Consider the following 12933-nt stretch of genomic DNA (forward strand, 5'->3'; position numbering starts at 1 on the left):
CTTACTTCTCCTGTCTGGCGATGTCGGCAACCCAGGGGCGGTGCCACTCCCGCATCAGGAGCTCGTTCCTGAACCGCATCAGGGTCAGGGCCCCGAGGAAGGTCGCAAACGCCAGTATCATGATGAGCAGCGGCCACAGCATCTCGGGGGAGATGGAGGGCTTGTCAAACTTGGTGATGGAGGCGCCCTGGTGCAGGGTGTTCCACCACTCCACCGAGTAGTGAATGATGGGCAGGTTGATCACCCCCACCAGCGCCAGTATGCCGGCGGCTCGCCCCGCCACTACCTTGTCGCTGAAGGCGTTGTAGAGGGCGATGACGCCGAGGTAGAGAAACAGCAGGATAAGCTCCGAGGTGAGGCGCGCGTCCCACACCCACCAGGTGCCCCACATGGGCTTGCCCCAGGCGGCGCCGGTGAAGAGGGCGATGAAGGTGAAGACGGCGCCCACCGGGGCGATGGCCGCCACCGTCATGTCCGCCATGCGCAGTTGCCACACCAGGCCGATGAAGGCCGCCACCGCCATGGTGGAGTAGGCCCCCATGGAGAGGATGGCGGCAGGCACGTGGATGTAGATGATCCTGAAAGAGTCTCCCTGCTGATAATCGGCGGGGGCAAAGGCCAGCCCCCAGACGGTGCCTATGATGAAGGCGAGCAGGCTTGTCACGACAAACCAGGGCAGCAGGGTGCCGGCCAGCCCATAGGCGCGCTCGGGTTTGGCATAAGGGTGCAACCATTTCCACATAGCTCACAGAACCTTTCAGTTATTAATTTTTAAGTGGCGAGGGCTACCATACCCACCGCCGGGAAACATCATATCCCCCGAAAGCAATAAGCAGCCATCCCCTTGATCTATCTCAATTATATTTTTCAAAAAACAGCCTCAAAGGAGGCTTTTTAGATAATTAATCAGTTGACGCTGACCCGCAGTGCCGCCGAGATGGCCAGGGGCGTCAGGGTCAGGGCCCCCACCAGCATGGCCCCCAGGATCGCCAGCTGCCCCCCGTAGGGCAACCCCATGCTCGCCGCATCGATGGCGGAGGTGGCGAAGATCAGCACCGGGATATAGAGCGGCAGCAGCAGCAGGCTGAGCAGCACGCCCCCCTTGCGCAGTCCCGCCGTCAGCGCCACCCCGACGGCGCCGAGCAGGCTCAGCACAGGGGTACCGAGGGCCAGAGTGGCCACCACGGCCAGATAGCTCTTCATGTCCAGGGAGAGCAGGATGGCGAGCAGCGGAGAGATCAGCAGCAGCGGCAGGCCGGTCAGTAACCAGTGAGCGATCACTTTCGCCAGCGCCAGCAGCCCGAGGGGATGAGGCATCAGCATCATCTGCTCCAGGGCACCGTCGCTGAAGTCGTCGCGAAACAGCCGCTCCAGGGAGAGCATGGCCGCCAGCAGGGCCGCCACCCAGATGATGCCGGGGGCGATGCGGGCCAGCAGCTGGGGCTCGGGCCCGATGCCGAGCGGAAAGAGGGTGATGACGATGAGGAAGAACCAGAGCGGGTTGAAGATGTCAGCGCGCTGGCGCAGGGCCATCAGCAACTCGCGGTGAATAAGGTGTATGACGGCGCGCAGCATGGCTACTCCTGCAACAGCGAGGTCAGGGAGAGGGTCTTGAGCCGCCCCTGCATCAGGGTCAGATCCTGATGGGTGGTGAGCACCACCATGCCCCCCCGATCCGCGTGGGTCAGGAACAACTGCTCCAGCACCCTGACCCCCTGCTTGTCGATGGCGGTGAAGGGCTCGTCGAGGATCCAGAGCGCCGGGCGCTCAGACAGCCAGAGCCTCGCCAGCGCCACCCGCCGCTGCTGCCCGGCGGAGAGCTGGCCCGCGGGATAATCCTCGAAGCCGGCGAGGCCGACCTGGGCCAGCACCTGCCAGAGATCCACGGAAGCCTCGGCCGTGCCGTGCAGCTTCTGATAGAAGGAGAGGTTCTCCAGAGGGGTCAGGGTCGCCTTAACGCCGGGCTGATGGCCCAGGTAGAGCAGGCTGGCATGGTACTCATCCCGGCAGTGGCGGATGTTCTCACCGTTCCAGCACACCTCCCCCGCGAAGGGTTGGGAGAGGCCGGTCAGCAACCGCAGCAGGCTGGTCTTGCCCACCCCGTTGGGGCCTTCAATCTGCATCAGATCGCCCGAGCGCACCGCGAAGGAGAGATGTTCAAACAGGGTGCGATCTTCACGCACGCAGCTCAGATTGTTGGCTTGAAGCAGCATGAGGGTGTAATCGTTGAAAATGAGGCGGCCTGCATCTTAACACAGGATCCGGAGGCGTCTTTTCAAAGATGCCAATAATCAACAGGATTTGTGGGGGAGATCGCGCACCGGCAGAAGAAGATGTGGCAGGGGAAACTGGAGTGGCCAGGCACGGGCAGAGGAAGGGGTAGCAGGGGAAGAGGTGGCAGGGAAAAGAGGGGCGGCACATGCCTCCCCTCTCGACCTGAAGCAGGGGTCAGGTGCGACCCTTGCGCAGGGAGATCAGCAACTCGGCTTCGGCCTGGGGCAACTCGCATTCGCTCATCACCTCGTCGAGATCGGCGCCGAGCTCCACCATCTTGGCGGCGCGGCTGTAGAGGCGGCGCTCCGGATCCTGCAGGGTCAACTCCTGCTGGCTATCCTGGATCTTCTGCATGGCCCCTTCGGCGGATTGCAGGCGCTGCCCCATGCCGATGGCACCGGTATGCAGCTCCATCATCTGCTTGCGCAGACTCTCGAGCTGCCCCTGCAGCGTCTCCATCCTGGCCTCGGACTCTCGCTGACGGCGGCGGTAACCCAATAGACCGTAGAGGGCCAGCACCAGCGCCAACAAGGACAACCCCAAGGCTGCGAATTCAATCATCAAACTGTCACCTTCCTCATCACAGGGTCCCGCTCGGCATCAAGGTGCCGCAGGCAGATCCGGGACCGCTGTTGTATCACTTTTTGACGCGCCGTTACAGGGAGCCGATATCGTCCCACTCTTCGTCGGAGAGCAGCTTGTTGAGATCCACCAGGATCAGCAGCTGACCGTCGCGGTTGCTGACACCCTGGATGAACTTGGCGCTCTCCTCGGTGCCCACTGCCGGGGCGGCGTCGATCTCGGAGGAGCGCAGATAGACCACCTCGGCCACGCTGTCCACCATGATGCCGATCACCTGCTTCTCCGCCTCTATGATGACGATGCGCGAATTCTCGCTCACATCACCGGCCGGCAGGCCGAAGCGGGAGCGGGTGTCGATGACGGTCACCACGTTGCCACGCAGGTTGATGATGCCCAGCACATAGTCGGGCGCACCCGGTACCGGGGCTATCTCGGTGTAGCGCAACACTTCCTGGACCTGCATCACGTTGATGCCATAGGTCTCGTTTTCCAACTGGAAGGTCACCCACTGCAGCACTTCGTCCTCGGCCAGATTTTGTGCAATATTGCGCTTCTCTGTCATCTTCTTGATCCTTGTATGAACCCGTCAACGGGTAAAATTAGCAATAAAACCATGGCAGTGCCGATGTTGTCAGCGGCCTTCGATGTTCACGCCTCGGCCAAGGAGCACCAAGAGCTCCCTGACGTGCAGCAGGGCACACATCTTCTCCTTGACCATGCCCGCCAGCCAGGGGCGTTTCCCCTCCTGATGGCGCCACTTCACCTGATCCCGATGCAGCAGTTCGGTGCCCTTCAACTGATGACAGGCCAGCCCCCAGGGTGATTCCCCCAGCATAATCAGATATTTGTACTCGTCTATCTCCAGATGCTGGCCCGGCATGACCCACTGGGCCGTGTCGACCACGTTCATCTTCTGCTCCCGGGAGGTCATGATCCCCTTGTACCAGCCCGGCTGGCCGAACAGGGAAGTCACCTCCCCCAGTTGGTGAATGCCGCCGAGCTCGGTCAGGGGCACGGCGAAGGTCACTCCGGCCACGTCGAAGAAGAGCGCCTGAAACTCGTTGCCGGTATCCAGGTTTTCCCAGGGCGCAGGGGCAGGCTCGGGTTCCGCCGCCAGCACGGGTTCGGCCAGTGCCAGGGCGACGGGCTCGGCGATCACCGGGATCACCTCGGGCGTCACCAGGGCCACCTCGACTGGCTCGGGCTCTGCCTCGACCTCGAGCTGGAAGGGCTCGACATGCAGCTCTTCATGGCTCAGGACATCCATCTCATCCTGCACCTGGCTCACCTGGGCGAGCAGCTCGCTCAGTTGCGCCAGCCGGCTGTCGGCTTCGAGATAGGGGGCCGCAGCCACCTCGGGCAAGGGGGCGGGCTGAGGCTGCAACTGCAGCACAGGGGCCGGTGCCTCCTCGTCCGGATCGTCCCGCAGCAGGAGATCATCGAGCAGCAGGGAGTGGAAATAGTCATCCATGGCCCGAACCTGGGTGGTCTCTCTCATGGCTTCACCTCCTGGGTCCGTTGACGCTCAAGCGCATCGAGATTGTTGAGCAGGGTCTCGTAGGCATAGGTGCCACGGCTGCCCGGTGCATAGATGGACGGGGGTATGTGCAGCAGGCTGGCATCCCGGAATTTGGTGTCGATGGGAATGACCGCATTCCACACCGCCTCCCCATACTGCTCCTTGATGGACTGCAGCGTCATCAGGGAGGCCCGGGTACGCTTGTCGAACATGGTCGGGATCACGGTATAGCGGAACTTGTCCCGCTTGGATCGCTGCATGATCTCGAAGGTCTTCATCATTCGCTCCAGCCCCTTCAAGGCCAAAAATTCGGTCTGCACCGGCACCAGGATGCGATCGCAGGCCGCCAGCGCATTGACCATCATCACCCCCAGCACGGGCGGGCAGTCGATGAGCACATAGTCATACTGGTCCTGCACCCGCAACAGGGCACGCTTGAGCACCAGCCCCATGCCTTCCCGGTTGCCCATGACCCTGTCCAGGGTCGCCAGCGTGATGGAGGCGGGCAGCAGGTGGATGTTCTCGAACTTGGTCTTCAGGGTCATCCGGTTGACCAGCTCGGCACTGGGCTTGGCCGCCTGGAACAGCTCGTAGAGGGTGCCTTCCAGCCGGTCCGAGTCAAAATCGAAATACGAGGTCAGGGAGGCGTGGGGATCGGTGTCGATCAGCAGTACCCGCTGGCCACGCTGGGCCAGAATGCCCGCCAGGGAGACGACCGTGGTGGTTTTACCGACTCCACCCTTCTGATTGGCAACCGTCCAAACAATCACTGTATCAATCCTGCCTTGTTGTTATGCGTATGCCACCACCGGGCAGCGTCACCACTCTGACGTTCTCGCTGTCGACGCTCTGTGGCGCGGCCGGAGCCGGCGTCACCGTCAGGGAGTTGACGGGGAGTCGCGGCACCCAGGCGAATCTGGATATGGCGACCACGACCTTGCGATTCTGTAACCGCCCCTGTTCGCTGCCGTTGTCGGCGAAGGGGGAGAACTCCCCATAGGCCTCGTAGGCGAGCCGCTCGGGGGCTATCCCCTTGGCCACCAGGGCACCGAGCACTGCCTCGGCGCGGGCGGCAGACAGGGTCCAGTTGGAGCGAAACATTTCGTTGTTGATCGGCTGGTTATCCGTGTAACCCCGCACCCTGACATAGTTATCGACCGGTTTCAGAATACCTGAAAGCGTATCGAGCACAGGGGCCGCATTGCTCCCCAGAAAGGCGCTGCCGCTGCGAAACAGCAGGCCGGAACTCAGCTCCACCGTCAGCCAGTTGTCATCCTTCGCCAGCTTGACCACGCCGGCATCCACCAGGGCGCCCATGGCCTCCTGCAGTTGCAGGTCTATGGTCGCAAGGGCCGTGCCGTCTTGCTGGATCGGGGTGCCCGTGATGGGGGCGCGCGAAGGCGACGGGGAGGCCTGGCTCTCCAGCAGGGAAGGCGCGGCCGACACCGGGTTGTTGAGCAGGGAGTTGCCCTGCCCTTCCAGCAGGCCATCGCTGCGCGGCACCTGGTTGAAGGCCTGGGTCATGCCCTCGATGACGGCGCGGTACTGCTCCTTGTTGACGATGGCCACCGAGTAGAGCACCACGAAGAGGGCGAAGATGAGCGTCATGTAATCGGCATAGGAGACCAGCCAGCGATCGAGATGTTCTCGCCCCTGCAGGTGCAAACGATAGCGCTTGCGCATGGCTATTCCCCTTTCAGATAAGCCCGTAGCCGCCGTTCAACCTGCTGGCCGTTCTCCCCGTGGGCGATGGCCAGCAACCCTTCCAGCGTCATCTCCTGATAGAGACCGTAGTGGTAGTGGAATGCCCGCAGGCGATTCGCTATCGGCAGATAGAGGAGGTTGGCAAAGCCCACCCCGTAGATGGTCGCGACGAAGGCGATGGCGATGCCGGCGCCCAGGGTGCCCGGCTCCTCCAGATGAAACATGGCCTGGATGAGGCCTATCACGGCCCCTATGATGCCTATGGTCGGGCTGTAGCCCCCCATGGCCTCGAACACCCTGGCAGCGTGCTCGTTGCGCTCCTGCTCGATGTCGATGTCCGCCTCCAGCAGGCGGCGGATATCCTCGATGGAGACGCCGTCCACTATCATGGTGAGCCCCTGGCGGGTGAAGGGATCGCTCTCCTGTTCGGCCTGATTCTCCAGGGCCAGCAACCCCTGCTGGCGCGCAAACTGGGCCCAGGCCTGCAGGCGCTCGGCCTGCTGCACCAGATCCAGTTGCGGCGGGAACAGCATCCAGCGCGCTTGGGCGAGGGCGGACAGCATGTATTTGCGGGGCGTCTGCAGGATGACGGCACCCCAGGTGCCCCCGACCACGATGACGAAGGCAGGGCCATCCAGCAGGGTCAGCAGGCTGCCGCCGTGCCACCATTGGGCGACGGCCACGGCGACCAGCGCCAGCACCAGGCCGAACATGCCCATGGTCAGCGGCCCAACTCGACCAGGATGCGCTGGGCCACCCTGTCCAGCGGCAGGGATTCGCTGGCTATGCCCGCCTTGGCAACCGCCTGAGGCATGCCGTAGACCACGCAGGAGGCTTCATCCTGCGCCCAGATGGTGGCGCCCTGCTCCTTGAGCAGACGCGCCCCGTCCCGGCCATCGGCGCCCATGCCGGTCAGCACGATGGCGAGCACCTTGTCGCCGTAGATCTTGGCGGCGGAGGCGAAGGTGATGTCGACGCAGGGCTTGTAGTTGACCTTGTCATTGCCCTCTATGATGCGAAGGCGAGCACCTGGCCCACGCCCTTCCAGCAGCATCTGCTTGCCACCTGGGGCCAGATAGGCGTGACCAGGCCTCAGCACATCACCGTCTTCAGCCTCCTTGACCCCGATCTGGCACAGGCCGTTGAGACGGGCGGCGAAGGCCGCGGTGAAGGTGGCCGGCATATGCTGGATCAGCAATATGGGGTGAGGGAAATCTCCCGGCAGCTTGGTCAGCACATTCTGCAGCGCCACCGGGCCACCGGTGGAGGTGCCGATGGCCACCAGCTGATAGCTCTTGCCGCTGCGCTTGAAGCTGGCGGGCGCCGCGGCGCGAACCGGCTCGGGCTGGCGCTCAAGAGGACGTGCCAAGGCAGCGCCGAGGGCGGGGCGCACCGCAGGCTCAGGCGTCCGGGGTCTGGCGGCCGCCATCAGGAAGCGCTTGCGGGCTATCTCCCTGACGCGCTGTTGCAGCAGCTTGACGGCCTCATCCTTGTCCCGGGCTATGTCTTCGAACTTCTTGGGCAGGAAATCCAGGGCTCCGGCATCCAGTGCATCCAGGGTCGCCTTGGCCCCCTCGTGGGTCAGCGAGGAGAACATCAGTATGGGGGTCGGGCACTTGGCCATGATCTCGCGCACGGCGCTGATGCCGTCGAGCACCGGCATTTCGATGTCCATGGTGATGACGTCAGGCCGCAACTGCAGCGCCTTGTCTACCGCCTCCCGGCCGTTCTGGGCCGTGTCGATCACCGTCATCAGGGGATCCTGATTGATGATCTCGCTGACCCGACGACGGAAGAAACTCGAATCGTCGACCACTAATACCTTGACTGCCATTGTTATTCTTTTAACTCCTTGGGCCAGACGCTCAGTGGCGGCGGGCATAGGCCTTGAGCAGGCTGGGCACGTCCAGGATGAGGGCGATGCCGCCATCACTGGTGATGGTGGCGCCGGCCATGCCGGGGGTCCCTTGCAACAGGTTATCGAGCGGCTTGATCACCACCTCTTCCTGACCGATGAGGTTGTCCACCACGAAGCCCACCTGCTGGGTGCCGATCTGGACGATGACCACGTGGCCTGTGTCCTGGCGGGCCGTTCTGCCGGCACCGCGTACCAGCCACTTGTGCAGGTAGAACAGCGGGATCGCCTTGTCACGGACTATGATGGTGAGCTGGCCGTCCACCACGTTGGCCTTCTTCAGATCCAGGTGGAAGATTTCGTTCACGCAGCCAAGCGGCAGGGCGAAGGTCTGTTCACCCACTTCCACCATCAGGGTCGGCAGTATGGCCAGGGTCAGGGGGACCTTGATCTCGAGGCGGGTGCCCTTGCCCCAGGTCGAATCGATGTGCACCGAGCCATTGAGGCTGACGATGCTGGTCTTCACCACATCCATGCCGACGCCACGACCCGAGATGTCGGAGATCTCGGACTTGGTGGAGAAACCGGGGGCGAAGATCAGGTTGTAGGCGTCGTTGTCGCTCATGCGCGCCGCGCTGTCGGCATCGAGCACGCCACGGCTGATGGCGATGGCTTTGAGCTTCTCCGGATCCATGCCGGCGCCGTCATCCTCGATGCAGAGCAGGATATGGTCACCCTGCTGGGAGGCGCTCAGGGTGATGGTGCCCTGACGGGGCTTGCCCGCCTTCTCCCGCACGTCCGGCATCTCGACCCCGTGGTCGCAGGAGTTGCGCACCAGGTGAACCAGGGGATCGGCCAGGGCCTCCACCAGGTTCTTGTCGAGATCCGTCTCTTCACCCACCATCACCAGCTCGATCTCTTTCTTGAGGGTGCGGGCGAGATCGCGCACAACGCGGGGGAAGCGACCGAAGACTTTCTTGATAGGTTGCATGCGGGTCTTCATGACCGCGCCCTGCAGATCGGCGGTCACCACATCCAGGTTGGCCACCGCCTTGGACATCTCTTCGTCGTTGCTGGCGATGCCGAGGCTCACCAGGCGGTTTCGCACCAGCACCAGCTCGCCCACCATGTTCATGATGACGTCCAGGGTCTTGGTATCCACCCGCACCGTAGTGTCGTTTTGCACCGCACTGCTCTCGGCGGGGGCCGCCTGCTTGGCAGGGGCGGGTGCCGGAGCCGGTTTGGCCGGGGCAGGGGCGGGTTTGGCGGGGGCGGCGCTGGCCGCGACCGGCGCCTTGGGGGTCACGGGCGCGGCGGGAGCCTTGGGCTCGGGAGCCGGAGCAGCCGCCATGCTGTGCTGGGGCGCCTGGCCACGGCCATGCAATTCATCCAGCAGGCGTTCGAACTCGTCGTCGTCGATGAGCTCGTCCACCTCTTTTTGTACCGATTGCAGCGGGGAGAGATCCGGGGCGCCGCCGTGCTGGCCCTGGCCGTGCAGCTGATCGAGCAGGGCCTCGAACTCGTCGTCCGTGATGTCGCCCGAACCGCTCAACACGGGGGCGGCAGACACCGTCGGCGCCTTGCCGGCACCGTGCAGTTCATCCAGCAGGCGTTCGAATTCGTCGGCGGAGATCTCGTCGATGGAGCCGCCACCGTTGACGGCCACAGGGGCGCTTTCGGCGACGATGACGGGTTCAGGTTCGGGCTCGGGTTCTGGCTGCTGCGGGGCGGCAACACTGGCGGTACGCAGCTGCTCCTGCCCTTCGGGTTTGCACAATTCGTGCAGATCGTGCAGCAGATCCGCAGAGGCCGGGCTGGTCGGCTCCCGGTTCTGCACCTGGGCAAACATGACGTTGATGGCATCAAGGGCCTGCAAGATGACATCCATCAGCTCGGCACTGAGGGTTCGCTTGCCGTTGCGCAGCATGTCGAACAGGTTCTCGGCACCGTGGCAGACGTCCACCAGCTCGGTTAGGGAGAGGAAACCCGCTCCCCCCTTGACGGTATGGAAGCCGCGAAAGATGGCATTCAACAGATTCTTGTCATCGGGCCGCTTTTCCAAGTCGACCAGTTGTTCAGACAACTGTTCCAATATTTCTGATGCTTCGACCAAAAAGTCTTGCAGTATGTCTTCATCAACTTCGAAGGCCATGCGTCACTCCATTAGAATCCCAGGCTAGACAGCAGATCGTCCACATCATCTTGACCATTGACCACATCGGACCTTGTCTGCGGGTTCATGATGGGGCCCTCTGCCTCGATGCCGCTCGCCGGCAGGCTGCGCGCCGAATTCTCGATGACGGCCTCACCAAACATGGTCAGCATCTCTATCAACTTTGTTTCAACTTCCTGCACCAGCTTGATCACCTTGCGGATCATCTGACCGGTCAAGTCCTGGAAATCCTGAGCCATCAGGATTTCAGTCAGCAGTTGTCGTAACTTATCGGCATCCGTCTCCGAAGCCTTAATAAAATCATTCAGTTGATGGCAGAGTGCCTTGAACTGGCCCAGTTCAAGATCCCGGCTCATCAGGGCATTCCAATTGGGCATCACCAGCTGAATGTTGTCATTGAGCCGATCGGCGATGGGAAGGCTGGCCTCGACCGCATCCATGGTGCGATTGGCCGCCTTGTCCGTCATGTCGATGACATAGCTGAGCCGCTCCCGGGCATCCGGGATCTCATGGGTGGCCAGGTCGGGGATCCTGGGATCCAGGCGAAAATCTTGCAGTGAGTTGTGCAACTGGCGGGTCAGCTGCCCCACCTTGTCAAACAGGGCCGCCGCATTGGGGGCGCACACATCGGCGAGGATGGTATCGGCCTGTTCAAACTCTTCTCGCTCCAGGTGGGCAACCAGCATCCTTGCCTGTTCAAGCGAGATCATGGCACTCGTTTTGGCCTTCATCCCTGCCGCTCCTTAGCCGATTCGTTCAAAGATTTTGTCGAGCTTCTCTTTGAGGGTGGCGGCAGTGAACGGCTTGACGATATAGCCATTGACCCCGGCCTGGGCGGCTTCGATGATCTGCTCGCGCTTGGCTTCCGCAGTCACCATCAGTACCGGCAGGTGCTTGAGCTTGTCATCGAGACGGATCGCCTTGAGCAGGTCTATGCCCTGCATGCCGGGCATGTTCCAGTCGGTGACCACGAACTGATAATCGCCGTTTTTCAACATCGGCAAGGCCGTGTTGCCATCGTCTGCTTCATGGGTATTGTTATATCCCAGGTCACGCAGCAAGTTCTTGATAATCCGGCGCATCGTTGAAAAATCGTCGACGATGAGGATTTTCATGTTCTTGTCCAAAATTCCCTCCTAAATAGCCGCCAAAACGGCTCACTTACATGATGCAGATCGCAGGTTTTATGGTGCGGATTATGCCTTAGAGTTGCGTTCCAGTGTAGCCAGTACAACCACTTATAAATTCCAATCTCTCAAACGGGCCCGCAGCCTGTGCATGGCCTGGCTGTGGATCTGGCTCACCCGAGACTCGCTCACGCTCAGGACTTCCCCGATTTCACGCAAGTTCAGCTCTTCGTCGTAATACAGCGACAGCACCAGGGCTTCCCGTTCGGGCAGGCGGGCGATGTGTTCGGCCAGGGCGCCCTGAAAGCGCTCGGCCGCCAGATCGTCGAAGCCGCCGTGACCGCTGGCGTCATCGGGATGCCCTATCACATCCTCGCTGACCCCGAGATCCTCGATGCCGATGATCTTGCCGCAGGAGACATCCTGCAGCATGGCATGGTATTCGCCAAGGGAGACCCCCATGTTGGCGGCCACCTCGGTGTCTCTGGCATCCCGGCCATGGGCCTGCTCCACGTTTTCGATCGCCTCTGCGATGGCACGGCTGTTACGGTGCACCGAGCGGGGCACCCAGTCCCCGCGGCGGATCTCGTCGAGCATGGCGCCGCGGATGCGGATGCCGGCATAGGTTTCAAAGCTGGCGCCCTTGCTGCCGTCAAAGTTGCGGGAGGCTTCGAGCAGCCCAATCATACCTGCCTGGATCAGGTCATCCAGCAAGACACTGCTTGGCAGGCGAGCCAATAAATGCTGGGCAATCCGCTTGACCAGCGGAGCATGACGCTCGACCAGCACGTAGGAATCCTGATGACGCAAGTATGCTTGGGCTTTATTCACGGGAGTCTTCCTGTGCTATGACCGGCTTTTGCAATAAGTTTTCCAGGAAAAATTCGAGGTGTCCCCCCGGCTGGTTCGGGATGGGCCAGCTCGCCGCCTTGTTCGCCAGGGCACGGAATGCCAGGGAGGCGGGGGACTTGGGAAACGCCTCGACGATCAGCTTCTGCTTGCGCACCGCGGCCCGCAGGTTGGTGTCGTAGGGCACGCAGGCCACCAGCTCCAGGGAGGTGTCCAGGAAGCGGTCGGTGACCCGGGTCAGCTTGGCGAACAGCTCCTGCCCCTCGCGCAGGGAGCGGACCATGTTGGCCACCACCTTGAAGCGGAACACCCCGTGATCCTTGGAGAGGATCTTGATGAGGGCATAGGCATCCGTGATGGAAGTGGGCTCGTCGCACACCACCACCATGATGTCCTGGGCCGCACGGGTGAAGCTCAGCACCATGTCGGAGATCCCCGCCGCCGTGTCCACCAGCAGCACGTCCACCTGGGTCTTCATCTCGCTGAAGGCGCGAATGAGCTCGGCATGTTGCACCGGCGACAGCTCGACCATGGACTGGGTGCCCGAGGTGGCCGGCACTATCATCATGCCATAGGGCCCCTCGACGATGATGTCGTCTATGGTGCACTCCCCCGCCAACACATGGGAGAGGTTGCGGTGCACCCGCAGCCCCAGCATGACGTCGACGTTGGCCAGACCAAGGTCGGCATCCAGCACCAACACCCGCTTGCCCTGGGCGGCCATGGCTCCCGCCACGTTCAGGGTCACGTTGGTCTTGCCAACGCCCCCCTTGCCTCCGGACACGGCGATCACTTTCACTCGATTGTTTTGACGCATTTTGCGCAGACCACTCGCCTGATCCATATACAT

Annotated in this window: 15 protein-coding genes; all 15 read right to left on the reverse strand. The window is 62.2% G+C overall.

What is annotated here, in order from left to right:
- Position 1 precedes the first annotated feature (1 nt).
- Positions 2–742, reverse strand: coding sequence for a heme ABC transporter permease (locus AC1IN8_RS04915; RefSeq protein WP_025326267.1), 741 nt, complete (start codon positions 740–742; stop codon positions 2–4).
- A gap of 164 nt (positions 743–906) precedes the next feature.
- A complete protein-coding gene (ccmB, locus tag AC1IN8_RS04920; RefSeq protein WP_202046404.1) occupies positions 907–1575 on the reverse strand; it encodes a heme exporter protein CcmB in 669 nt (222 codons plus the stop codon).
- Between the two features lie 2 nt (positions 1576–1577).
- Positions 1578–2213, reverse strand: a complete 636-nt coding sequence (ccmA, locus tag AC1IN8_RS04925; RefSeq protein ID WP_139435277.1) for a cytochrome c biogenesis heme-transporting ATPase CcmA — start codon at positions 2211–2213, stop codon at positions 1578–1580.
- A gap of 235 nt (positions 2214–2448) precedes the next feature.
- Complete coding sequence (locus AC1IN8_RS04930; RefSeq protein WP_479758242.1) at positions 2449–2835, reverse strand: DUF2802 domain-containing protein; 387 nt, start codon at positions 2833–2835, stop codon at positions 2449–2451.
- Between the two features lie 94 nt (positions 2836–2929).
- Positions 2930–3418 (reverse strand): chemotaxis protein CheW, encoded by a 489-nt coding sequence (locus AC1IN8_RS04935; RefSeq protein ID WP_005333026.1) that lies wholly within the window; start codon positions 3416–3418, stop codon positions 2930–2932.
- Between the two features lie 69 nt (positions 3419–3487).
- Positions 3488–4354 carry a chemotaxis protein CheW gene (locus tag AC1IN8_RS04940; RefSeq protein ID WP_139435281.1) on the reverse strand — a complete coding sequence of 289 codons (867 nt, stop codon included), beginning with the start codon at positions 4352–4354 and terminating at the stop codon, positions 3488–3490.
- The gene (locus AC1IN8_RS04945) at positions 4351–5145 is read right to left on the reverse strand and encodes a ParA family protein (RefSeq protein ID WP_139435283.1); all 795 of its coding nucleotides are present in this window, start codon (positions 5143–5145) and stop codon (positions 4351–4353) included. Before AC1IN8_RS04945 ends, AC1IN8_RS04940 begins: the two co-directional genes overlap by 4 nt.
- A gap of 4 nt (positions 5146–5149) precedes the next feature.
- Complete coding sequence (locus AC1IN8_RS04950; protein ID WP_202046406.1) at positions 5150–6058, reverse strand: flagellar motor protein MotB; 909 nt, start codon at positions 6056–6058, stop codon at positions 5150–5152.
- Between the two features lie 2 nt (positions 6059–6060).
- On the reverse strand, positions 6061–6798 hold the full coding sequence (locus AC1IN8_RS04955) for a flagellar motor protein (RefSeq protein ID WP_162519155.1): 738 nt from the start codon (positions 6796–6798) through the stop codon (positions 6061–6063).
- 2 nt (positions 6799–6800) lie between these two features.
- Positions 6801–7913, reverse strand: coding sequence for a protein-glutamate methylesterase/protein-glutamine glutaminase (locus tag AC1IN8_RS04960; RefSeq protein ID WP_247625818.1), 1113 nt, complete (start codon positions 7911–7913; stop codon positions 6801–6803).
- A gap of 31 nt (positions 7914–7944) precedes the next feature.
- Complete coding sequence (locus AC1IN8_RS04965; RefSeq protein ID WP_479758246.1) at positions 7945–10086, reverse strand: chemotaxis protein CheA; 2142 nt, start codon at positions 10084–10086, stop codon at positions 7945–7947.
- Positions 10087–10097: 11 nt separating this feature from the next.
- On the reverse strand, positions 10098–10838 hold the full coding sequence (locus tag AC1IN8_RS04970; RefSeq protein ID WP_025326257.1) for a protein phosphatase CheZ: 741 nt from the start codon (positions 10836–10838) through the stop codon (positions 10098–10100).
- Between the two features lie 12 nt (positions 10839–10850).
- Complete coding sequence (gene cheY / locus AC1IN8_RS04975; protein WP_425266319.1) at positions 10851–11222, reverse strand: chemotaxis response regulator CheY; 372 nt, start codon at positions 11220–11222, stop codon at positions 10851–10853.
- Between the two features lie 123 nt (positions 11223–11345).
- Positions 11346–12065, reverse strand: coding sequence for an RNA polymerase sigma factor FliA (locus AC1IN8_RS04980; RefSeq protein WP_025326255.1), 720 nt, complete (start codon positions 12063–12065; stop codon positions 11346–11348).
- Positions 12058–12933: a MinD/ParA family protein gene (locus AC1IN8_RS04985; protein ID WP_025326254.1), complete on the reverse strand. Its 876-nt coding sequence runs from the start codon at positions 12931–12933 to the stop codon at positions 12058–12060. The genes AC1IN8_RS04980 and AC1IN8_RS04985 overlap by 8 nt, the downstream gene beginning before the upstream one ends.

This window comes from Aeromonas sp. 130281, assembly GCF_056642115.1.

Coding starts and splice junctions, on each gene's coding strand:
- AC1IN8_RS04915 (WP_025326267.1), bottom strand. CDS start 742: ATGTGGAAATGGTTGCACCCTTATGCCAAACCCGAGCGCGCCTATGGG.
- ccmB (WP_202046404.1), bottom strand. CDS start 1,575: ATGCTGCGCGCCGTCATACACCTTATTCACCGCGAGTTGCTGATGGCC.
- ccmA (WP_139435277.1), bottom strand. CDS start 2,213: ATGCTGCTTCAAGCCAACAATCTGAGCTGCGTGCGTGAAGATCGCACC.
- AC1IN8_RS04930 (WP_479758242.1), bottom strand. CDS start 2,835: ATGATTGAATTCGCAGCCTTGGGGTTGTCCTTGTTGGCGCTGGTGCTG.
- AC1IN8_RS04935 (WP_005333026.1), bottom strand. CDS start 3,418: ATGACAGAGAAGCGCAATATTGCACAAAATCTGGCCGAGGACGAAGTG.
- AC1IN8_RS04940 (WP_139435281.1), bottom strand. CDS start 4,354: ATGAGAGAGACCACCCAGGTTCGGGCCATGGATGACTATTTCCACTCC.
- AC1IN8_RS04950 (WP_202046406.1), bottom strand. CDS start 6,058: ATGCGCAAGCGCTATCGTTTGCACCTGCAGGGGCGAGAACATCTCGAT.
- AC1IN8_RS04955 (WP_162519155.1), bottom strand. CDS start 6,798: ATGGGCATGTTCGGCCTGGTGCTGGCGCTGGTCGCCGTGGCCGTCGCC.
- AC1IN8_RS04960 (WP_247625818.1), bottom strand. CDS start 7,913: ATGGCAGTCAAGGTATTAGTGGTCGACGATTCGAGTTTCTTCCGTCGT.
- AC1IN8_RS04965 (WP_479758246.1), bottom strand. CDS start 10,086: ATGGCCTTCGAAGTTGATGAAGACATACTGCAAGACTTTTTGGTCGAA.
- AC1IN8_RS04970 (WP_025326257.1), bottom strand. CDS start 10,838: ATGAAGGCCAAAACGAGTGCCATGATCTCGCTTGAACAGGCAAGGATG.
- cheY (WP_425266319.1), bottom strand. CDS start 11,222: ATGAAAATCCTCATCGTCGACGATTTTTCAACGATGCGCCGGATTATC.
- AC1IN8_RS04985 (WP_025326254.1), bottom strand. CDS start 12,933: ATGTATATGGATCAGGCGAGTGGTCTGCGCAAAATGCGTCAAAACAAT.